The sequence below is a fragment of the Mesorhizobium mediterraneum genome (assembly GCF_002284565.1).
Lineage (GTDB): Bacteria > Pseudomonadota > Alphaproteobacteria > Rhizobiales > Rhizobiaceae > Mesorhizobium > Mesorhizobium mediterraneum.
The window spans coordinates 18063-39352 of record NZ_NPKI01000046.1; the positions used below are offsets into that span (position 1 = coordinate 18063).

24 protein-coding genes are annotated in these 21290 nt (G+C 62.1%); 7 read left to right on the forward strand and 17 right to left on the reverse strand.

Annotation, left to right across the window (positions count from 1 at the left end):
- Positions 1-106: 106 nt before the first annotated feature.
- The 4 genes from CIT25_RS30580 to CIT25_RS30595 form a co-directional block, all read right to left on the reverse strand.
- Positions 107-1192 carry a glycosyltransferase family 4 protein gene (locus CIT25_RS30580; protein WP_245330073.1) on the reverse strand — a complete coding sequence of 362 codons (1086 nt, stop codon included), beginning with the start codon at positions 1190-1192 and terminating at the stop codon, positions 107-109.
- A 281-nt stretch (positions 1193-1473) separates the two neighbouring features.
- A complete protein-coding gene (locus tag CIT25_RS30585; protein WP_095488849.1) occupies positions 1474-2886 on the reverse strand; it encodes an ATP-binding protein in 1413 nt (470 codons plus the stop codon).
- Between the two features lie 131 nt (positions 2887-3017).
- A complete protein-coding gene (locus tag CIT25_RS30590) occupies positions 3018-3737 on the reverse strand; it encodes a response regulator (protein ID WP_036261013.1) in 720 nt (239 codons plus the stop codon).
- The gene (locus CIT25_RS30595) at positions 3724-4257 is read right to left on the reverse strand and encodes a MarR family winged helix-turn-helix transcriptional regulator (protein ID WP_164547134.1); all 534 of its coding nucleotides are present in this window, start codon (positions 4255-4257) and stop codon (positions 3724-3726) included. The genes CIT25_RS30590 and CIT25_RS30595 overlap by 14 nt, the downstream gene beginning before the upstream one ends.
- 248 nt (positions 4258-4505) lie before the next feature.
- Between CIT25_RS30595 and CIT25_RS30600 the strand changes: the two genes are divergently transcribed.
- The 3 genes from CIT25_RS30600 (at position 4506) to CIT25_RS30610 (ending at position 6627) form a co-directional block, all read left to right on the forward strand.
- Complete coding sequence (locus CIT25_RS30600) at positions 4506-5399, forward strand: branched-chain amino acid aminotransferase (RefSeq protein WP_095488851.1); 894 nt, start codon at positions 4506-4508, stop codon at positions 5397-5399.
- A 145-nt stretch (positions 5400-5544) separates the two neighbouring features.
- Positions 5545-5862: a hypothetical protein gene (locus CIT25_RS30605; protein ID WP_095488852.1), complete on the forward strand. Its 318-nt coding sequence runs from the start codon at positions 5545-5547 to the stop codon at positions 5860-5862.
- A gap of 123 nt (positions 5863-5985) precedes the next feature.
- Positions 5986-6627: an MBL fold metallo-hydrolase gene (locus CIT25_RS30610; protein ID WP_095488853.1), complete on the forward strand. Its 642-nt coding sequence runs from the start codon at positions 5986-5988 to the stop codon at positions 6625-6627.
- Between the two features lie 190 nt (positions 6628-6817).
- Here CIT25_RS30610 and CIT25_RS30615 read toward each other — a convergent pair whose 3' ends face one another.
- From CIT25_RS30615 to CIT25_RS30625, 3 genes are all read right to left on the reverse strand, one after another.
- Positions 6818-7240 carry a BA14K family protein gene (locus tag CIT25_RS30615; protein ID WP_095488854.1) on the reverse strand — a complete coding sequence of 141 codons (423 nt, stop codon included), beginning with the start codon at positions 7238-7240 and terminating at the stop codon, positions 6818-6820.
- A 217-nt stretch (positions 7241-7457) separates the two neighbouring features.
- Complete coding sequence (locus CIT25_RS30620) at positions 7458-7670, reverse strand: cold-shock protein (protein WP_006202521.1); 213 nt, start codon at positions 7668-7670, stop codon at positions 7458-7460.
- Positions 7671-7925: 255 nt separating this feature from the next.
- On the reverse strand, positions 7926-8138 hold the full coding sequence (locus tag CIT25_RS30625) for a cold-shock protein (RefSeq protein WP_023799871.1): 213 nt from the start codon (positions 8136-8138) through the stop codon (positions 7926-7928).
- A gap of 526 nt (positions 8139-8664) precedes the next feature.
- Between CIT25_RS30625 and CIT25_RS30630 the strand changes: the two genes are divergently transcribed.
- Positions 8665-9075 carry a Kazal-type serine protease inhibitor family protein gene (locus tag CIT25_RS30630; protein WP_095488855.1) on the forward strand — a complete coding sequence of 137 codons (411 nt, stop codon included), beginning with the start codon at positions 8665-8667 and terminating at the stop codon, positions 9073-9075.
- Between the two features lie 82 nt (positions 9076-9157).
- Here CIT25_RS30630 and CIT25_RS30635 read toward each other — a convergent pair whose 3' ends face one another.
- The 5 genes from CIT25_RS30635 to CIT25_RS30650 all read right to left on the reverse strand — a co-directional run bounded on the left by CIT25_RS30635 (position 9158) and on the right by CIT25_RS30650 (position 12011).
- Positions 9158-10711, reverse strand: a complete 1554-nt coding sequence (locus CIT25_RS30635; RefSeq protein ID WP_095488856.1) for an EAL domain-containing protein — start codon at positions 10709-10711, stop codon at positions 9158-9160.
- Between the two features lie 282 nt (positions 10712-10993).
- A complete protein-coding gene (locus CIT25_RS30640; RefSeq protein ID WP_095488857.1) occupies positions 10994-11218 on the reverse strand; it encodes a hypothetical protein in 225 nt (74 codons plus the stop codon).
- A 94-nt stretch (positions 11219-11312) separates the two neighbouring features.
- A complete protein-coding gene (locus tag CIT25_RS37010; RefSeq protein WP_164547135.1) occupies positions 11313-11450 on the reverse strand; it encodes a hypothetical protein in 138 nt (45 codons plus the stop codon).
- 49 nt (positions 11451-11499) lie between these two features.
- Positions 11500-11748, reverse strand: coding sequence for a hypothetical protein (locus CIT25_RS30645; RefSeq protein ID WP_095488858.1), 249 nt, complete (start codon positions 11746-11748; stop codon positions 11500-11502).
- Entirely contained in the window at positions 11745-12011 is a 267-nt protein-coding gene (locus CIT25_RS30650; RefSeq protein WP_095488859.1) for a hypothetical protein, read from the reverse strand. Before CIT25_RS30650 ends, CIT25_RS30645 begins: the two co-directional genes overlap by 4 nt.
- Before the next feature lie 377 nt (positions 12012-12388).
- Between CIT25_RS30650 and CIT25_RS30655 the strand changes: the two genes are divergently transcribed.
- The 3 genes from CIT25_RS30655 (at position 12389) to CIT25_RS30665 (ending at position 14667) form a co-directional block, all read left to right on the forward strand.
- Positions 12389-12571: a hypothetical protein gene (locus CIT25_RS30655; RefSeq protein WP_095488860.1), complete on the forward strand. Its 183-nt coding sequence runs from the start codon at positions 12389-12391 to the stop codon at positions 12569-12571.
- Between the two features lie 36 nt (positions 12572-12607).
- The gene (locus CIT25_RS30660) at positions 12608-12871 is read left to right on the forward strand and encodes a DUF1488 family protein (RefSeq protein ID WP_095488861.1); all 264 of its coding nucleotides are present in this window, start codon (positions 12608-12610) and stop codon (positions 12869-12871) included.
- A 212-nt stretch (positions 12872-13083) separates the two neighbouring features.
- Positions 13084-14667 (forward strand): tetratricopeptide repeat-containing sulfotransferase family protein, encoded by a 1584-nt coding sequence (locus CIT25_RS30665; protein WP_245330074.1) that lies wholly within the window; start codon positions 13084-13086, stop codon positions 14665-14667.
- Between the two features lie 12 nt (positions 14668-14679).
- Here CIT25_RS30665 and CIT25_RS30670 read toward each other — a convergent pair whose 3' ends face one another.
- From CIT25_RS30670 to uvrB, 5 genes are all read right to left on the reverse strand, one after another.
- Positions 14680-15033, reverse strand: coding sequence for a DUF1428 domain-containing protein (locus tag CIT25_RS30670; RefSeq protein ID WP_095488863.1), 354 nt, complete (start codon positions 15031-15033; stop codon positions 14680-14682).
- Positions 15034-15097: 64 nt separating this feature from the next.
- Positions 15098-15526 (reverse strand): VOC family protein, encoded by a 429-nt coding sequence (locus CIT25_RS30675; protein ID WP_095488864.1) that lies wholly within the window; start codon positions 15524-15526, stop codon positions 15098-15100.
- 143 nt (positions 15527-15669) lie between these two features.
- A complete protein-coding gene (locus CIT25_RS37015; protein ID WP_095488865.1) occupies positions 15670-15843 on the reverse strand; it encodes a hypothetical protein in 174 nt (57 codons plus the stop codon).
- A 104-nt stretch (positions 15844-15947) separates the two neighbouring features.
- A complete protein-coding gene (locus CIT25_RS30685) occupies positions 15948-17477 on the reverse strand; it encodes an ABC-F family ATP-binding cassette domain-containing protein (RefSeq protein ID WP_095488866.1) in 1530 nt (509 codons plus the stop codon).
- Positions 17478-17940: 463 nt separating this feature from the next.
- On the reverse strand, positions 17941-21189 hold the full coding sequence (gene uvrB, locus CIT25_RS30695) for an excinuclease ABC subunit UvrB (protein ID WP_095488868.1): 3249 nt from the start codon (positions 21187-21189) through the stop codon (positions 17941-17943).
- Positions 21190-21290 lie beyond the last annotated feature (101 nt).

Consider the following 21290-nt stretch of genomic DNA (forward strand, 5'->3'; position numbering starts at 1 on the left):
AAGAGTAGGACGGTCCAGAATCGCGTTGTTCTGGCCGCTCCTGTGGGGCAAGTGCGGCTCGTCGCCTCAACCCAACAAGTTCTTCACCGAAGGGGTCGCTCGCAGGTCACGGCATGGATCCTCGGGTCTGCGCGTCGGCTTCGCCGCCGCTTCGCCCGTGGATGACGAAAGGTGGTGTCAGTTTGCGCGTGGTGCCCAGCGCCTCTTCAACCGTCTCCAGAAACATTTCCGCGCAGGCTTTCCAGCTATAGCGCATTGCCCGTTCGCGCGCCTCAGCGCGGTCGACGTGGAGCGCGGCGAGCGCTGCCTCACGCAAATCATTCGACACCGCTCCGCCAACCCCGTCGCCGACAATGTCGATTGGCCCCGTCACCGGATAGGCTGCGACCGGCGTGCCGCTGGCCAGCGCCTCGATGATGACATTGCCGAATGTGTCGGTGCGGCTGGGGAAGACGAAGACATCGGCCGAGGCGTAGATCTCGGCCAGTTCGTCATTCGGGCGGTGGCCAAGGAAATGGGCAGCGGGGTATCTGGCCTTGAGCCTGGCCAACTCCGGCCCCTCGCCGACGATCACCTTGCTGCCGGGCAGGTCGAGATCGAGGAAGGCGGCTAGGTTCTTTTCGATCGCGACGCGGCCGACGCAGAGGAAGATCGGTCCCTTGAGCCCCAGATCCTTCCTCTTGTCCGGCCGGAAATGGTCGGTGTCGACGCCGCGCGTCCACGGCCTCAGCTTGGTGAAGCCGCGCGCCGACAGATCGTCCGCCAGCGACTGGGTGGCGACCAGCGTGCCCTGTCCGGAATTGTGGAAATCGCGAAGCCAGCGGTAGGCCCAGGCCTCCGGTATAGGCAGCCGCGCGCTAAGATATTCCGGGAAGCGCGTGTGATAGCTCGTCGTGAACGGCCGGCCTGCCTTGCGACAATAGCGCCGCGCCATGATGCCGAGCGGGCCTTCGGTGACGATATGGATATGATCGGCATTGCGCACTTCGATCAGGCGCGCGACATGGCCCGGCGTCGTCAGCGCCAGCCGGATGTCCGGATAGGTCGGCAGGGGCAAGGTGCGAAAGATGTTCGGGGTCAGGAAGTCCGTCTCGACGTCGAAGGATTTCAGGGTTTCCGAAAGCCGTTCCAGCGTGTGGACGACGCCGTTGACTTGCGGGCGCCAGGCGTCGGTGACCATCAGGATGCGCATAGCAGCCCTTTGCTTGAAATGTCGTCGGTTTCCTTGATGCGAGGCCGCAAGGCCGAATCAATCAGGATCGCACGCTTCATGCGCGCTCTTCAGCATGGTTTCATGACGGGCCGATGAAGGCGCAAACCGGCGGTCGTCCGCAGCTGCCAGAAAAGCAGCGCGTCGTCCCGAAAATCGAATTCGATTTTTGCTGCGCTGACCTTCGGTTCGGAAAGCACGGTGCGTAGGTTCAAAGCGTTAGAGCGTACTTTGTGCGTCCAACTGGACGCACGTCGCTCTAATCAGGCCGGAACCTTGATGACGGCGCGCAAGCCGCCGAGCGGGCTCTTGTCCAGCATGATATCGCCGCCATGGCTGCGGGCTATGTCGCGTGCGATGGCAAGGCCAAGGCCGGTGCCGCTGGTGTCGAGGTTGCGGGCCTCGTCAAGCCGCACGAAAGGCTTGAACACGTCCTCGCGCTTTTCGGGCGGAATGCCCGGACCGTCGTCGTCGATGGTGACGAGCAGCGAGCCGCGGCCATGGTTGGCGTTGATTTCAACCGTCTTGGCGTAACGGAAGGCGTTGCCGACGATATTGGACAACAGCCGGGCAAAGGCGTGGGGCCGCACATGCACATTTGGATCGCCGGCGAGCGCGGTCGACAGTTTGCGCTTGCGCAGCGTGGCCTCCTCGCCCAGCTTTTCGAAATACGCTTCAAGATTGAAACGGCCGGCGTCTTCCGTTGCCTCGCCGCGAGCAAAGGCGAGATAGCCTTCCAGCATAGACTGCATGTCATCGATGTCCTGGCCGAGCGCCTCGGTGTCGGCCTTGGTCCCGGTCAGCGCAAGCTGCAGCTTGAAGCGAGTGAGGATGGTTCTCAAATCGTGGCTGACGCCGGTCAGCATAGCGGTGCGCTGTTCGAGCTGGCGTTCGATGCGTTCGCGCATCTGGATGAAGGCAAAGCCGGCGCGGCGGACCTCCTCGGCGCCGCGCGGACGGAAATCGCGCGGCATCGGCCGGCCCTTGCCGAAACTTTCGGCGGCCTCGGCCAGCGTCAGGATCGGCCGGATCTGGTTGCGCAGGAAAGGGATGGCGATCATCAGCAGCACCAGCGAGGTGCCGACCATCCAGATCAGGAAAATGTGCGTGTTCGAGGCATAGGCCTGGCTGCGGCGCACGAAGGCGCGCAGCACCTTGCCCTCGAGCTGGACGCGGACCTCGATGATATTGGAATTGCCGACCGTGTCGATCCAGAACGGCCGGTTGATCTGATGGGTGATCTCGGACGAGAGAATTTCGTCGAGGATCGAGAAGAACGGCTTTGGACCGGGCGCTGGCAGCGGATCGGGCGGAAGCAAGTCGATCTTCAGCTGCATGCGATCCTGCGCGATGCGGATGATATTGGCGTAGTCGGCGTCGTTCGGATAGGTTTCAACCAGGTCGACGATCGCGGCAATGTCGCGGACCGTGGCCTGCGACAGGCGCTGCGTCACAGTCTGCCAGTGGCGTTCCATGAAGACAAAGGCGAGGACCGATTGCAGCAGGATCATCGGTGCAATGACGATGATCAGCGAGCGGGCATAGAGCCGCTTCGGCATGTAAAGCGAAACGAGGCGCCAGAACCGTTTCCAGGCAAGCGGCACCGCCTTCAGCGCCCGCCTGGCGCGAGCGCTCAAGCCGCTATCTTCCGGCCGTTCCAGTTGCGTGGTCGCCATTCGCCCTTTTTGCCCATCTGCAGCTCAACAAGGGACCCGCAAGCGCAGTGCTGCGCTTGCAATTTTCGACTTTATGCATGTCGTCGTCCCAAAACCGCTTCGCACTTTTCGGCGACATGCATTGCGGCAGTCTATTCCACGCTGAGCCGATACCCAATACCACGCACGGTCTGCAGCCAGACCGGGTTGGACGGATCGCGTTCGATCTTGCGGCGCAGCCTGTTGATCTGGACGTCGATGGTGCGCTCGCCGACTTCGGACTCGTCGCCGACAAGTTCATGGCGCGGTATCGTTTCGCCGGCCCGCGCCGCGAAGATCGCCAGGATCTCCTGCTCGCGGTCCGTCAGCTTCAGAGCCTCGCCGCCGCGCTTGAGCTCCCGCCTGGCGATCTGGAAGGTGTAAGGGCCGAAGACCAGTTGCTCGACCTTGGGGGTCGTTGCCGGACCGCCGCGGCGCAGGATGTTGTTGATGCGCAGGATCAATTCGCGGGGATCGAAAGGCTTCGGCAGATAGTCGTCGGCGCCGGCCTCGAGCCCGGTGATCCGGCTGTCGGTCTCGGAAAGCGCGGTAAGCATCAGGATCGGCACGTTCTTGGTCGCCCGCAGCGCCTTGGCGAGGTCGACGCCGGTTTCGCCCGGCATCATTATATCGAGCACGAGCAGGTCGAAATCGAGGCCGGCGAGCTTGCGCCGCGCTTCGCCGGAATTTCCGGCAACGGTGACGCGAAAGCCGTTTTCGGTCAGATATTGTTTGAGAAGATTGCGGATACGGGTATCGTCATCGATCACCAGCAGATGCGGCGCATCATCATCCGGTGCTGCCGGTTGATCAACCCTTTCAATGGTCTCCATGGCTTTTCCCTGACATTTTTGCGGGCACAATGTCGATCTGCGCCCTTAGTTCCGGATTGACCATCGCTTCCAGGAAGCGTTCGATCAAGGCGCGTTCGGTGGCTCCGAAATCTTCCAATGCAGCATGGATGCGGCGCGACTGTGGCCGTGCCAGCGCCAGCGCCAAGGCGCGGCCCTTGGCCGTCGGATAGAGTTCGCGCTGGCGGCGGTCGCGCGGGCCCTGCAACTGGACGACATGATCGGTGTCGATCAGTTGCTTGAGCACGCGTGCCAGGCTCTGCTTGGTGATCTTCAGCACGTCGAGGAGTTCGGCGACCGTCAGGCCCGGCCTGCGATTGACGAAATGCAGAACCCGGTGATGGGCGCGGCCGAAGCCATAATCGGACAGGATCTGGTCCGGATCGGAGGTAAAATCGCGATAGGCGAAGAAGAACAATTCGATGATGGCAAAGTCGATGCCGTCCTCGTCGGTGACCGCCGTCCTGATCGGTTTTCCGGCTGGGTGGCTGCGATCCGTCATCTTTTCTCCGTGCGAAAGGGAAATTATGTCAGTACTATTGACGTAATTTCCCGGCAATGGTAATTTTTGACAAGCTTTTCGGCGGATTGCGAACGAAAAGGCAAGGGAAAGCCGTTTTTCCGGAACTTCCTGTGTTTGCCAGACCTTATATATCCGCCTACGCTTCGAGATACCGGCCGCCCGGTGCGGCTGATAAGAAACGCGCAACGACACAACGATGTGCGGGCGGCCGCCCGCGGGAGGTTACCATGGCATCCGTTCCCTTTGACCAAATGGACGGCTTTATCTGGATGAACGGCGAGTTCGTCAAATGGGCCGACGCCAAGATCCACGTGTTGACCCATGGCCTGCACTACGCCAGCGCGGTGTTCGAGGGCGAGCGCGCCTATGGCGGCGAGATTTTCAAACTGACCGACCACAGCGAGCGCCTGCATGAATCGGCACGTCTGCTCGGCTTCAAGATTCCCTATTCGGTTGCCGAGATCGACGACGCCTGCCGCACGCTGTTGAAGAAGCAGGGCTTTCAGGATGCCTATGTCCGGCCGATCGCCTGGCGCGGCAGCGAACAAATGGGCGTTTCGGCGCAAAACAGCCGGATCAACTGCGCCATCGCCATCTGGCAGTGGCCGAGCTATTTCGATCCGGCACAGAAGCTGAAGGGCATCCGTCTCGATCTGGCCGAATGGCGCCGCCCCGATCCGCGCACTGCGCCGTCGAAATCGAAGGCTGCCGGCCTCTACATGATCTGCACCATGTCCAAGCATGCCGCCGAAGCCAAGGGCTATGCCGACGCCATGATGCTCGACTGGCGCGGCCAGGTTGCGGAAGCGACCGGCGCCAATATCTTCTTCGTCAAGGACGGCAAGATCCACACACCCACCCCCGACTGCTTCCTCGACGGCATCACCCGCCGTACAGTCATTGGTCTTGCCAAGGATCGCGGCTTTGAGGTGATCGAGCGCACCATTATGCCGGAAGAGCTCGAAGGCTTCCAGCAGTGCTTCCTCACCGGGACCGCGGCCGAGGTGACGCCCGTTTCAGAGATCGGTCAATACCGATTCGAGGTGGGTGAAATCGCCAAGACTCTGATGAACGACTATTCTGCGGCCGTTCAACCCAAGCATGCGATCGCCGCAGAATAACGAAAGTCACAGCTTTTTTAACAAGTAGGGGCAGTTTTCGGGCTGCCCCTTTTATTTAAGCACTTCTGCATTTGACTTTCGTCCAATTCGGCGTCTCATGATGGTGTCGGCCCGGGAGGCTGGCAGCTATGGAGGGACTGGTAACATGGACATGAACACGCTTCTTCCGATCATTATTCAGGTGATTACGGGTATCATCGGTGGTCAGGCGGTTGGCGCGGCGATCAAGACAGCGGCAATGGGTCAGCTTCCCAAAATTCTGGGCGGCGCCGTTGGCGGCGTCGGCGGCGCGGCGATCCTCGGCAGCCTGCTCGGCGGCGGTACGATCGATCCGGCTGCAGCCGCAGCGGCAACTAGCGGATTGGGCAGCGCGCTGAATCTGCAAAACATCGTCGGCGGTGCTGGTGGTGGCGCCATTCTGACGGCCATCATCGGCGCGGTCATGAATGCGATGAAGAAGTAAGCTTGGCGGTTTCGGGCTTTCGCATGGGCGGCTTCGGCCGCCCATTTCTTTTGTGTCCGTGCCAACGGTGGACGCCGTTTGCATGTGTCTCTACATCAGGGGCGACACAGCGAAAGGACGATCATGGGTCAGCTCAATGCCAGTATCGTGCCGGTCACGGCCTTCCAGCAAAACTGCACCATCCTCTTCGACATGGACGACAGACAAGGCGTCGTCGTCGATCCGGGCGGCGACATCGACAAGGTGCTGGCGGTGCTAAAGGATAACGCGATCAACGCCGGCGCGATCTGGATCACGCATGGTCATATCGACCATGCCGGCGGCGCCATGGAGCTGAAGGAGGCGCTCGGCGTCCAGATCATCGGCCCGCATGAGGCCGACCGTCCATTGCTTGCCAACCTCGAGAACCAGGCAAAACTCTACGGCATCACCGATCCGGTGCGCAATTGCATGCCCGACCGCTTTCTCAGCGAAGGCGATACCGTCTCGTTCGGCCAGCACGCGTTCGAGGTCTTTCATTGCCCGGGTCACGCGCCCGGCCATGTCGTCTACTACAATCGCGCTGCGAAGTTCGCCCATGTTGGCGACGTGCTGTTCCGTGGGTCTGTCGGGCGCACCGACCTGCCGGGCGGCGACCACGCCGCGCTGATCGCGTCGATCAAGGACAAGCTTTTGCCACTCGGCGACGACGTCGGCTTCATCTGCGGCCATGGTCCCGGCGGTCGCTTCGGTGAGGAGCGCCGGAGCAATCCATTCCTGATTTAAAGCGCGTCGCATCTGAGGCGCCTCATGCGATGCGCGTCAGGCCCTTGTCTTGCGCATGCCGACAACAAAAAAGCGCTGGCCATGCGGACAGCGCTTTTTTAGGGCTGGGGAGGCCTTAAAGCGCTTTGCGCTTTAAAACCGCTATGCCCCCTGGGGTCAGGCCCGTGCGCATGCTTTTGGGCGACATGTATTAGTTGGCGGTGCAGAAATGCTGTTCGCCGTCATAGCCGGTGAACGTGCCGGTCCGGGAGTTGAACGAGCGATAGCGATCCGAACAATATTCATACCAGCCACGGGTCCATGGCTCGGCGTAACCATCATTATAGGCGACCCGCGGTTCCGCGTAGTAGCGGCGCACCGGGGCTGGCCGTGGATAACGCCCATAATCATCATACCCGGGATCGTAATAGCTGGGCTGCGGGTTGTTGAGCGCACCAACGATCAGGGCGCCGGCCGCGAGGCCAAGGACGCCTGCCGCGATCGCGTCGCCATTGCCATTGCCACGATGGTGGTGCCGGTGGCGCCAGTCGCCGGCGCTGGCCGCGGGCAAGGTCGCGAGCGTGGTCGCGACAATCGCGGCGGACAGGATGGTGGTCTTGAAAATTCGGTTCATCTCGGTCTCCTTCGTGCCGGCCCGGGTAATTTGGGGATGCGGTCCGGCTTATCGAAGACTAGTAGGCGACCGTGGCTGAACGGGGGCTGAACGAAATTGGCGGGCTGGGACCAGTCGACATTCATCGATCAGGCTTGGCGCGAGCCACAAATATCGCACGCTCAACAAGGAGCGGACTTGCCCTGCGGAATCCGTCCGATGCTGTCTCGATCCCGGCTCAGCCGATCGACAGGTTGACGGCTTTCGGACCCTTGCCGCGCTTGTCCGGCTCGGTGTCGAATGTTACCTTCTGCCCATCCTCAAGACCGGGAAGACCCGACGCCTGCACGGCCGAAATGTGGACGAAGACATCCTTCGCGCCATCATCCGGCGTGATGAAGCCGAAGCCTTTGGCATGATTGAAGAATTTGACGGTGCCGGTCTGCGGCATGGGAAGCTCCTTTGATCCCATCAAGTCCAGTCTCGGGCCGGCAAATGCCCGAGTGGAAATTTGTCGTTTATTTTAGCGTCATCGGCAAGAGAAAGTTTTGCGCGCATTGGCTTGCCCACCCGGGCACGAAAAAAGGCGCGACGAAAACCGCCGCGCCTTCGAAAACTCGGATCCGGCGCTGAAAGCCGGCACAAGGCCTGTGGAGACCTCAGGCACAGTCCCTGAGCACGTCCGAGCGGACGTGCGCGCGACGGTTCAGTCGGCGCGGAGATTGACCGCCTTCGGCCCCTTGCCCATCCGGTCCGGCTCGACATCGAAGGTGACCTTCTGGCCATCAACGAGCGTGCGCAGGCCCGAAGCCTCGATCGCGGAGATGTGGACGAACACGTCCTTGGCGCCGTCATCTGGCGTGATGAAGCCGAAGCCTTTGGTTGCGTTGAAGAACTTAACGGTGCCGGTCTGGGCCATTGGGGAAACTCCTTCACCCGTGTCAGTCTTGTGGTTTGCCCGCCGCCTGACGCCGTGGGCAAGTCCCGGTGGTTGCTTCGGCAGTCATGCATTGGCGCATGGTCAAAACCCCCCGCCGAAAAACGGGGCCGTCAGAGATTCACAGTATCGGGGAAAGGTCGTCCAAAACGTTCCGCTCTCCGGGTCGCAAATGCCCGAACACGAAATTTATCGCACGGAAAGGTGATCGTTGCAAGGTAGCGCCCGCGGGCCTCCCGTCGGGCGCATTCCGACGCATGGCACCGATAGGCTGGGGTGCTCGTCCGGTCATCGGCCAGTGCCCGCCCACGCATGGTCCAGCGGGCAGAGAGCTTGCAAACAGGGGTTGCATTTGGCGGTGGAATGGCGAGGATCGGCTTGGAGTAGAGCGCGTTTTGCATTTTCTTGTGCATGTCGTTATCCCAAACCGCTGCGCACCCTCGGATCAGGCCCGTGGGCATGCTTTGGGCGACATGCATTGGAGCGGGGCTTTGAGGGAGGTATAGTCATGAAATTTCTTGCGGCAATCTTCTCGCGGCAGGGTTTTGCCATCCTGTTGCTGTCGGCAGTTCTTGCGGCCTGTACCGCGGTGGTGGTGGACGAAGGACCGGGGTACCGTCCGCCAAGGCCCGGGCCGCAATTCTGCACCAAGCAATATGATCCGGTCTGCGCCCGGCGTGGCGGCGACCGCCAGACCTTCGCCAATGCCTGCCTTGCCGAGCGAGCCGGGTATCGCATCATCCGCGACGGCCAGTGCCGTGACGGCGGCGGCGGTGGCGGTGGTGATGAGGAGCAGACATTCTGCACCCGCGAGTATGCCCCTGTCTGTGCACGCCGCCGTGGCGACCTGCGCACCTTCCCCAACGCATGCGAGGCCCGCGCCGCCGATTATCGCATCGTCGACGACGGTCCCTGCTAAGGGCTGGTTTCCTCCCCGTCCGGCGACGGGGAGGGGCCATCTATCAACTGGACATAGGCGGGCGAAGGGCAGCCACTTGCCTCTACGCCGACAGCCTCGCCTTGCGGCAATAGGCGATGAACTCGGCCGCGGGCATGGGTTTGGCAAACAGCCAGCCCTGACCATAGTCGACGTCGCGTTCCATCAGATAGTCGGCCTGTGCCTGCGTCTCCACGCCCTCGGCAATGATCTTCAGCTTCAGCGTCTTGGCCATGTCGATGATATGCGGCGTTACGGAACTGGTGGCGGAATCCGTGGCAATCGTGTCGATGAACGATTTGTCGATCTTCAGCGCATCGAGCGGTAGGCCTTCGAGGTGGGACAGGCTGGAATAGCCTGTGCCGAAGTCGTCGATTGCGACCGCGTGGCCAAGCTCGCGGGCGCGAATGACGGTCGAGCGCGCTGAATCGACGTCGACGAAACCGCGCTCCGTCGCCTCCAGCCAGATCTGCCGAGGCTGAATTCCGGTGTGCTGCAGGGCCTTTTCGATGACCGGAAGGACCCTTGCCGTTCTGACGTCGGCCGGGCTGAGATTGATCGCGATGTGGAGGGAAGGATTGGCGACAAGAAGCTTTTTCAGGTCCAAAACGACAAGGGCTATGACCTGATCGGTGATTGCCGCGATCAGGCCGCTCTCTTCGGCCAGCGGGATGAAAAGATCGGGCCGGACCAGCGAGCCGTCGGGCCGTCTCCAGCGCACCAGCGCTTCGGCCCCCACGCAATTGCCGGTCCTGAGCTCGACGATCGGCTGATAGTGGACGATGAACTCGTGCTTGCGAACGGCAATCTGCAATTCTCCCAGCGGCGACAGCCGCCGCCGCGACAACCAGGCAACCATGCCGATGATGAAGGCGGCAATGAAAACGCCGAGAGGAAGCAACAGCAATTGCCGCCTGCGCACGCTGTCCACGATCTGGCTTTCCGGTTCGGTGGCGACGGCGATCCAGTCCGTCCCGCGCGCCGTGGCAAACAGATGGCCGTCATCCAGGCCTTTGCCCGGGGTGGCGATGATCTTGGCGATGCGGGCGGGATCAGGCCCGTTCAACGCGCTGAGCAGGACGCCGGTGTCGGTCGCGAGGGCAAGCTGAATGTCGGGATCGACGACAATGTCGACAAAGCGCAGAGGATCGACAAGGACATTATGGTGCTTGTAGTGCAGGGCCATCAGCGGATGGCCCTGGTCGGCCAGGGGCTGTATCCGGGCAGTGACGGCAACGCCGTCTGCGGTGGTGAAATCCGGTGCGGCTTGCGCAACGCGTCCTTCGGTCGAGCCCCAGGATGTGCATTTGAGCAGTCCGGTTTCGAAATAGCCCATCTCTTCGATCGAGCGGGTGTTGATGGTGAGCTGCCGCATGCGGGCAATGTGGCCCACCGAACAGCGGTCGCCGGTGAACCGGTCGATCTCACGCAATGAGTCGGTTGCATCCTTGAGCGATATGCTGGCCCTGGCGATCGCGCGGTTGGCGAACAGATCCAGCCGTTGATGTTCTTCTTGAACCGCCAGAACCCATGAAAAGTGGAACATCGCCGCGATAGGCACGATGGCGCCGAGCAAGGCCAACACCACCGCAGTCACGATGATGCGCGGCCTGTCCATGTGCGCCTCCCTGCCTTTGGCTGCGAGCGACGATTTCGTGCGCGGCCTGCCGGGCAGCCAACCGTGATCGGGCCCGGTTCCAGCGGACCTTATATGGCTTTTGACGTTACGTGATCTTTAATTGGATCCGCTAGAGCAATTCCAGGAAAAGGTGCGTGGCGGTTTTCCCGGGAAAAGCGCGTAGCGCTTTCCCTGGGGAATTGCGTAAGAACAAATACTTAGAGCGGTTCGGCGATTCTATCAAAAGCAGAACCGCTAGTGGCTGAATGAATGCAGTGTTGCTCATCCGTCCGCTGGATACGCTCCATCGGCCGGGCCGGCATAGAGCTCGCTGCCGTCTTCGTCGGAAATGCGCAGGCGGTCCGGGATCTGCGGCATCGCCAGCGAGCGGAACAGCTCAGTGGCGCCCTGCAGGGCGGCGCGCAGGTTCGGCGCCTCGAGTGATACCCTGTCGAGGATCGCTTCGTCGGCGTCGCGCGATCGATAGAACTCGACAACGAAGTTCAAACACGCCTCCGTGTTGCGGCGACGCAGTCCTGCGGGTGCACCAAAGCCGCTTAGGTGCACAAGCATGGTGAGGCGCGCGCGGCGCTTCGGAGCGCTAGCCCTTGGACTTCGGCTTCAAACCGGCTTCCGCCTGCTTGACGGCCGAGCCGAAGGGCGAGGCCGGCTTTGCCGCCGCCTTGTCTTTCTTGGGCTTGCGTGTCTCGCGGTTGCTGCGCTGTTGACCCTTGGCCATTTCTTGGTCCTCGTGATTGATGAACGTGGTGGTGGCGGTCGACGAGGGCCTAGGCGCTCGGATTGTCGGCCACTTCGAGATTATCTTCCGTGGTGACCCGCTCATGGGTCTCCTCGTCGCTGCGGATGCGGTATTGCGGCGAGCCGTCCTTGACCGGCAGCTTGCTCTTGATCTGGAACAGCTCCGCGGTCTTCTGGACAAGGCCGGTGCGGCTCTTCATGCGAACGGTCTGGCCGATTGCGAAAAGATGCGCGGGCGTGTCGGTGCGCGGGCGCGCGTTCTGCTGGAAGCGGATCATGCGGCATTCTCCTGGTCGCGCCTCAGCGCGGTTTCGAGTTCGGCGAGGTCGATGGCGACCAATTGGCTGGTCTGGCTTTTCACCGTTCTCGCCGGCAGATGGATGAAGGTGGCGACACGGCGCCAGGCAAGCCATGACATGCCATCGATAAGCTCCTCATCGTGGTCGATGTCGTAGTCGCCGGCCGGCAACTTTCCCTCCAGGCCGCCAAGCATGAAGGGCGCCTCGAAATGCGCGATGGAATGGGTAGTTCGGCCAGACATTCTCGTGCCTCGAAGTCTCGTTCCCGGCGTGATTCCGATAAAGTAGTGCCCGCTTTGCGGCACTGGGACTTAGAGTGTCGTGCGTCCCTATATCGGCAATTTGGGTATCGGCGATCTGGAATGAGTTTGGCGGGTCGAGAACCTCTGACGCCGCGAGATGCCAAGCTTGGCCCAAAAAACGATCTCAATTCATTAATCCGAAATTGCGGTTTATTCAAGAAGATTCATGCCCGGTGACGATCTTGCGGCGAAATTACTTTTCTAGTGATATTTGTAGAATGATGATACGGTCCAAACTCTTCACAAGAATTGTCTGAAATTGTGCTGGAAAATTTCATCCCGGTATTAATTTTTATTTATGTCTGAAAGGAAAATCCATGGTTTCCGTGAAAACGCCTGATGGCTCGACCGTAACAATCAAGCCGATCATCAAGCCCACAAAAGTCATATCCGCGCGGCTGACGATAAGAAGTGACGAGGCAGCAAGGCGCAGGATTGCCGACACCGACGGCACGGTGCGGCGGGCGCGTCAGCTCGCCGAAACCCACCGCCTGATCTGACATGGCCGGCTTTGCCACTAATCAAGGAGCTTGAGTGTGACGCTCAATTTTCCCAACCGCAGCCGCTCCTACGACGCGGCGGCCAAGCGCATTCGTTTCGTCGGCCATGACGGCATGTTCGAAGTGCCGTTCTTTGTGGAGATTGCAGCGCTTTCGGCGGCAACGGCCACGAGCGGAGCCGAAGCCGAGTATCTCAGCGCGTTCGATGCGGAGCGCTCGTCGATCCAGGATGTCGCGCGCGAAGCCTATTCGCACGGCCGCAGGAACATGTATGTATTGACCCGGGCCGATTTCCGGTAAGCTGGCCTGCGACCCCTTGAACCTGTCGCGCCGATGGCCTAGATCGCGGCAGGCGGACAAAACACGGCAGGTTTCCCATCAACAGAGATCCGAGAAGACCGGCAGGCGCGGGCGCCAATTTCGGCTCAGGCGGACAGCCGCCGCTGGGGCTCGACCAGCGTGTGCAGCAGGCGCTGCAATTGCATCAGGCGGGGCGCCGGCAGGAAGCCGAGATGCTCTACCGGCAGGTGCTGGCGCAAAAGGCCAACCACGCGGCGGCAGCGCATTTTCTAGGGCTTCTGCTGCACCAGACCGGTCGCAGCGCCGAAGGACTGGATCTCCTCGAACAGTCGGTGCGCCTGCAACCCAAGAATCCGGATTTCCTCAACAACCTCGGCACGGTGATGCGCGACCTCGGCCGAGTCAGTGCAGCCGTGGATTTCTTCCGTGGCGCGGTGGCGCTGCGCCCGGACCAGCTTGCGGCGCGCGACAATCTCGGCTCGTCGCTAAAGCAGATGGGACAGTTCGAGGGCGCAGAGGAGATCTATCGCGGCACCCTCGGTCGCAACCCGTTCCATGTTCGCGCCCGCATCGGGCTTGCCGAAACGCTGCAGGAGGCCGGGCGGCTCGATGAGGCGCTTGCCGTCTTTCGGGAAGCGCTGACGATCCGGCCTAAGGATGCCGACTTGCTGCACGGGCTGGGCGTCGGGCTGATGGAAAAGGGCAAGCTCGACGAAGCGACTGACTTGTTCCGCCAGGCGCTGACCGTCAATCCCGGCATGGCCCGGGCCTGGCTGATGCTGACGCAGGTCAAGCGCCAGAAAGAGCCCGACGCCGAGCTTGCCGGCATGGAGGCGCAGCATGCCAAGGCGCCGCAAGACAGCCTGGCGCGCATGCAGCTTGCCTTCGGCCTCGGCAAGGCCAATGACGACCTGAAAGATTACCCGCGCGCCTTTGATTATTTCGCCGAAGGTAATGCCATCCGCCGCAAGGGCATCGATTATGATCCGGTGAGGACGCGGGCCGAATTCGAGGCGATGAAATCGGTGTTCGATGCCAGCTTCTTCGAAAAGCATAAGCCAAGCGCAACCGCCGACGATGCGCCGATCTTCATCGTCGGCATGCCGCGTTCGGGCACGACGCTGGTCGAACAGATCATCGCCAGCCATCCCCAGGTCTATGGCGCCGGCGAGCTCAGTATTTTGAAGACGGTGGTCGGCAAGCAGTTTCCGTCAACCATGCCAGGTGGCTTTCCCTGGGGCGTATCCGATGTACCCGACACGGATTTTGCCGATGCCGGGCAGGCCTACCTCGATATGCTGCATGCCCGCTATCCGCATGTCCGCCATGTCACCGACAAAATGCCAGGCAACTTTCTGTTTATCGGCTTTATCCGTCTGATGCTGCCGAAGGCCAGGATCATCCATTGCGTGCGCGATGCGGCGGCGACCTGCCTGTCGATCTACAAGGTGCATTTCCGCGGCGACACTCACCGTTATGGCTACGATCTCGGCGAGCTCGCCGACTTCCACAATCTCTACACCGACATCATGGCGCATTGGCACGCCGTGCTGCCCGGTGTCGTGCACGATGTGCGCTATGAGGATTTCGTCGCCGACCAGGAAGGGCAGACGCGGGCGCTGATCGCTCATCTCGGCCTGCCGTGGGACGATAGAGTGCTGTCGTTCCACGAGACCGACCGTCCCGTGCGTACAGCCTCGGCGGCGCAAGTGCGCCAGCCGATGTACCAGGGCTCGGTCGATCTGTGGAAGCGCTACGGCGATCGGCTCAAGCCGCTGCTTGACCGGCTAGCGTAATGCGTTGCGGGCCTACAGCTCAATGAAGGGCTGAAAGCCGCCAAAGATCATGCGCTTGCTGTCGAAGGGCATCGCCGATAGCTCTCCGTTCAGGCGTGGGTCGGCCATTACCTTGGCCATCACTGCATCGCGGTTCTGCCGCGATTCATAGACGACCCATGAGAAGACGACGACCTCGTCGTCCTTGGCCTGCACGGCGCGCGGAAACGAGGTGACCTCGCCATAGGGCACGTCGTCGCCTATGCATTCGACATAGGCGAGCGCGCCATGCTCCTTCCAGACGGTGCCGCCGAGCTGCGCCATCTTCTTGTAGGCATCGAGATTTGCCTTCGGCACGGCGAGTACGAAGCCATCGACATAGGACATTGTGGTTCTCCTTGATTGTGGGATTTTCCTTCTCCCACAAGCAAGGGGAGAAGGAAGGAATGCGCTACGCTGCCTTCACCGGCGCGTTCATCGCCCACTCGACGCCGAAAGGATCAGTCAGCTGACCCCAGCGGTCGCCCCAGAACATCACCTGCAGCGGCGTACCGACCGTGCAGCCGGCGTCGACGGCGCGCTGCCACCAGGCGTCGATGTCGTCGCTGCCGAGATGCAGCTGCATTGTGAAGCCCTGCGGCTTCACCGCCGCCATTCCATGCTCGGGATAGAAATCGGAAATCATCAGCGTCGAACCGTTGATGTGGAGATGGATATGCATCGTCCGGCCCTTCTCGTCCGGCGGGTAGAAGAAGACCTGCTCGGCGCCGAAGGCCTTCTGATAGAATTCTGAAGCCTTGAAGGCGCCGTCCAGCTGAAGGTAGGGCGTCAATCCACCGAGGACTTTCGCGGCAGGCTGGGTCTGGGGCTGATCGTTCATGTCTTGCTCCTCTTTGGTTAGGCGTTGCGAACCACAGGACGAATGCGGCAGCGGCGATCCTACATGGCCGACGCGCTTTTTTGGTGCCGACCGTGCGACGGCCGGCTCTTGTCAAGGAGCCCCGTTGTCAAGGAGCCCTCTTGTCAAGGAGCCAGGCCAATCCGCGGGCTGTTCTGTGGGTCGATGACGATTTCCGGCCAGCCGATGTCCTTGCGCAGTTCGATCGGCAACGAAAGGATGGCGCGCTCGCTGCGGTAGCGGGCGCGAGCCGCCGAGTAACGGGTCGCTATGCGACCTACGGATGACAGAATAGACATGATGCTCTCTCCTCGATTGGCGCCGGCATCATCGTGTCGGCATCCCAAGGACGTGGCGCGCGGCCATGATCCGACAGACCGTCGGAATTTTTTGGAGCAAAGCTTCAACCGCGCGTTTCTGCCACCGATCGGAAGAAATCCTCCGGGCTGTCGACCTCGACCAGCCGCCGCTTCTCGATCAGCCAGAAGCGGTTGCCGATCGCCCTGATGAAGGAGCGGTCGTGCGAGGCAAGCAGGCAGCTTGCCTCATGGGCCAGCAATTCTGCTTCCAGTGCTTCCTGGCCATCGATGTCGAGATGGTTGGTCGGCTCGTCGAGCAGGTAGAAATTGGGATTGGCGAGCCTCAGCGCCAGCATCATCAGCCGCGCCTTCTGTCCGCCCGACAGCACGCCGATCCTGCGCTCCTGCATGTCGATGCTGACGCCCGCACCGGCGAGCAGCGAGCGGGCGCGTTGCTCGCCGACATCGAAGCTGCGCGAGAGCATCGCCAGCGGCGTGTCTTCGCCACTGATGCCTGACAGCGCCTGGTCGCTGTAGCCGAGCACCGTCGACGGCGTTACCTTCACGCCTTGCGCTGCCATATCCGGCTCGACGATGGCATTTCTGATCAGGCTGATGAGCCGCGACTTGCCGACACCGTTGCGGCCGAGCAGGACGATGCGGTCGCCCTGGCAGATATGGCGCTTGCCGGTCCTGAACAGCAGCCTGCCGTCAGGCGTCTCGACCACCACGTCGTCCAGCGTGATCAGCACCTTGGCATGGGTGCCGCGATTGGCGAGCTTTATCGCGCCCGCCGATCTTTCGCGGTGCGCCGGTGCCGCGACCTCCTCGAGGCGCTGGGCGCGCTGGTTGAGCTGCTTGGTCTTGACCGTCAGCAGGTCGCTGCCAGAGTTGATGCCGATGTTGTTGAGCTTGGCCGCCTGCCGGCGCAATTGCTGCGCCACCTTCATGTCGCGCTGGAACTTGCGCTCCGTCGAGGCGTCGACTTCGCTCAAAGCGTCGCGCGCCCTGGAATAGGACAGCGCAAACACCGACGACTGCTCAGGGCGCAGGAACAGCGTGCGGTTGGTCGTGGCGTCGAGGAAGGCGCGGTCGTGGCTGGCAATCACCACCGGCACCTCACGCGGCAGCGCGTTCAGCCAGGTTTCGAGCTGGCTGATCTTGGCGAGATCGAGATGGTTGGTCGGCTCGTCGAGAAGCAGGACATCGGGATCGGTGACCCAGACTCGGGCGATCAGCGCCAGCCTTTGCCAGCCGCCGCTCAGCGCCCGCATCGGCCGCTCGCGCATCGGCTCAGGCACGTCGAGGGAGTCGAGCACCACATCGACGCGCCATTGCTCGCTTTCGGCCTGCTCGGCCGGCAAGGCGTCGGCCACCACCTGCTGAAAGCCGCGCTCGGCCAGCATTGCGGGAACGGCTTGCTCGACATAGCCGACCCGGAGGCCGCGGGTGCGGGTGATGTCGCCTGATGTCGGCTCCATTTCGCCAGTCAGGCACTTCAGCAAGGTAGATTTGCCGCGGCCGTTGGCGGCGACGATGCCGAGCCGATCGCCGGTGCCGATGGTGAGATCGAGATTGGAGAAGAGCGGCGCACTCATGGTGACGCCGAGGGATTTGAGGCTGATCAGGGCCATGTGGATTTCTCTGGTCTGCCCGGAATAAAGGTCCGGTTCGATGCACTTTAACGGTGCGCAGGCTGGCCATCAGAACAGGCGTTGCGGCACCACGAAGGGCAGACCAAGAAAATCGAAGCGGGAGAACCCGGACCGTCTCTGGTCAGCCCTGCAAGCAAGCTCGCAGGGCAGCGACAGGGCCGCGCTGACGGTGGTGGTCGAAAGACACGCAGCCCTCCTTTCAAGACGTTCGAGTGTGCGGAGCGATTACACCAAAGGCGGGGCTGGTGGCAAGCGGACTGCTTCAAGCGATGACAGTGGAGTCCTTCCCTTCTCCCCTTGTGGGAGAAGGTGGCCTCGCAAAGCGAGGTCGGATGAGGGGTGTTCCAGGGAACGCAAACGTCTCACTCCGCTGGAACACCCCTCAACCGTCTCGGCGCTGCGCGCCGATCCACCTTCTCCCACAGGGGGAGAAGGGAAGGCGCTACTTTCCCGGCCGCCCTGTCTTGCCCGGCCGGCGTTTTTCGCGGCGGGCGTCGGCGGGGTCTTCGTAGGAACCGATGCCAGCGCGCTGGCGAACGATCGGCTTGGCGGAATCGCCCCCCACTTGGGGGGAGATCGGTTGTGGCTTGGCCGGCACTTTTCCCTCGACCGGCTTTTCGGTGCGGCGCACTGTCATCTCGTCCAGCGAGTTCTTCTTGAACAGCGGCTTGGTCGGTTCACCCGGTATACCGAAATCCGAGCCGTGCGCCTCCTGCGCCGACTGCTTCTTGAACAGCGAACGCGACACCGCGCCTGACGGCTTCGGCATGTCGGTGCCAGGCCCCATATCGTCCAGCGACGGCTTGGCGAACAACGGCTTCTTCACCGGCACAGCGCCGTCAGCGCCCATTTCGTCGAGCTCCGGCTTGCGGAAGAGGTTGGGCCGGGCAGCCTTGGCCGCCTCTTCGGCGGCACGTGCCGCGTCCAGTTTGCGGAAACGCTCTTGTTCCTCTGATGTACGATGTTTGGCCACGCCCTTGTTGTGCTTGCCCTTCTCGCGGCCCGAAACCGGGCTTTCCATGTCGGCATATTTGGCCAGCGGATCGTCGGAGATGGACAGCTCCATCTCGCGCAGTCGCTTGATCTCGTCGCGGATGCGGGCCGCCTTCTCGAAGTCGAGATTGGCGGCGGCGTCGCGCATCTGCTTGTCCATCGCGTCGAGATGGGCTTTCAGGTTGTTGCCCATCATCGCGCCGGCGCTGTCGGTGAACTGCGAGATGTCGGCGCGGACATGATCCTTCTCGTAGACCGAGTCCAGGATGTCGGAGATGCGCGACTTGACCGATTCCGGGGTGATGCCGTTGGCCGCGTTCCACTCCATCTGCTTTTCGCGACGGCGGTTGGTTTCCGCCATCGCCCGCTCCATCGAGCCGGTGACCTGGTCGGCGTAGAGGATGACCTTGCCGTCGACGTTTCTGGCGGCGCGGCCGATGGTCTGGATCAGCGAGGTTTCCGAGCGCAGGAAGCCCTCCTTGTCGGCATCGAGAATGGCGACGAAACCACATTCCGGGATGTCGAGGCCTTCGCGCAAAAGGTTGATGCCGACCAGCACGTCGAAGGCGCCGAGGCGCAAGTCGCGCAGGATCTCGATGCGCTCCAGCGTGTCGATGTCGGAGTGCATGTAGCGGACGCGGATGCCCTGCTCGTGCAGATATTCGGTGAGGTCCTCGGCCATGCGCTTGGTCAGCACTGTGACCAGCGTGCGGTAGCCGGCTTTTGTCGTGTCGCGGATTTCGCCGACGACGTCGTCGACCTGGGTCTTGGCCGGACGCACCTCGACCGGCGGATCGATCAGGCCGGTCGGGCGGATGACCTGCTCGGCGAAGACGCCACCGGACTGCTCCATTTCCCAGCCGCCGGGCGTCGCCGAAACCGCGACGGAGAGCGGGCGCATGGCGTCCCACTCCTCAAAGCGCAGCGGCCGGTTGTCCATGCAGGACGGCAGACGGAAGCCGTATTCGGCCAGCGTCGCCTTGCGGCGAAAGTCGCCGCGATACATGCCGCCGATCTGCGGCACGGTGACATGGCTTTCGTCGATGAAGACCAGCGCATTGTCAGGAATGTATTCGAACAGGGTCGGCGGCGGATCGCCCGGCTGGCGGCCGGTGAGATAGCGCGAATAGTTCTCGATGCCGGCGCAGGAGCCGGTCGCTTCCAGCATCTCCAGATCGAAGCGGCAGCGCTGCTCCAGCCGCTGCGCCTCGAGCAAGCGACCGGACCGTTCGAGTTCGACCAGCCGGTGCTTGAGCTCTTCCTTGATCGACTTGATGGCCTGATTGAGGGTCGGGCGCGGCGTGACATAGTGCGAATTGGCGTAGATCTTGACGCTCTTCAACTCGCCGGTCTTCTGGCCGGTCAGCGGGTCGAACTCAGTGATCGCCTCGATCTCGTCGCCGAACAGCGAAATGCGCCATGCGCGATCCTCAAGGTGAGCCGGAAAAATCTCGATCGTGTCACCGCGCACGCGGAACGAGCCGCGGACGAAGTTGATATCCTGACGCTTGTATTGCTGAGCGACGAGGTCGGCGAGCAGCGCCCGCTGGTCGAGCCGGTCGCCGATCTGCATCTGAAAGGTCATCGCCGTATAGGTCTCGACCGAGCCGATACCGTAGATGCAGGACACCGAGGCGACGATGATGACGTCGTCGCGCTCCAGCAGCGAGCGCGTCGCCGAGTGGCGCATGCGGTCGATCTGTTCGTTGATCGACGATTCCTTCTCGATGAAGGTATCCGTCCGAGGCACATAGGCTTCCGGCTGGTAGTAGTCGTAGTAGGAGACGAAATACTCGACGGCGTTTTCCGGGAAGAATTTCTTGAACTCGGAATAGAGCTGTGCGGCCAGCGTCTTGTTGGGGGCGAGGATCAGAGCAGGACGCTGCGTCTCCTCGATCACCTTGGCCATGGTGAAGGTTTTTCCCGAGCCGGTGACGCCGAGCAGCACCTGGGTGCGGTCATTGTCGTTGACGCCTTCGACAAGATCCTTGATCGCCGTCGGCTGGTCGCCGGCCGGCTCGAAATCCGACACCATCTTGATGGCGATGCCGCCTTCGGATTTTTCGGGCCGGGCCGGGCGGTGCGGTGTCCACAGCACGCCGTCCTTGTGCAGCGGGTTGCCGGATTCGATCAGCGCCGACAGCGCGGCGACAGTGGCGGTGACACCGCCGGAGGCCATCGTCTCGGCTTCCTCCAGCGAAACATCGAGGCCGGCGACCGGATTGAGGCCGGCCGCGGTGCGCTCCCTGGCCGAAGCCGCGCCGCCCATCGAGGTTCCTCGCGCCGTGCGGCCGGGGGAGGAGGAGCGCTCGGGGATTTTTTTCGCCTTGGCGCCTTCCCTCCCCCTTGAGGGGAGGGTGGCGGCGGAGCCGTCGGGTGGGGTCGGTGCGGCCGGGCTCGACGGTTCCTTATGCTGAGCACTTCCTTTGCCGACCCCCTCTGTCGCCTTCGGCGACATCTCCCCCTCAAGGGGGGAGATTTGGCGCTCGGCTTCCTGCTCTATCTGCTCGGCCCAATCGGCGATCGAGCCGGTCAGCGGCGTGCCTGAGAATTCGGCCTGCGGCGCCTCGGCGAAGCCGCCCTTGTGCAACGGCTCCGATGCATCGAGGAAATCGGTCAGCGGGCTGCGCCGCTTGGGCGGCGAAGCGCGATCATCACGCGCCGGCGGCGGCGTCTTTTTGTCAGGAAGTTTGGCCATGCCCCGAATATGGGAGGTATCGGCCGAAATGGAAAGAGCGGAGTGACGAGGGGCGCGGGACGAACTTAAGCTGCTGACACAAGGGTGTCAGGAGCGATGTT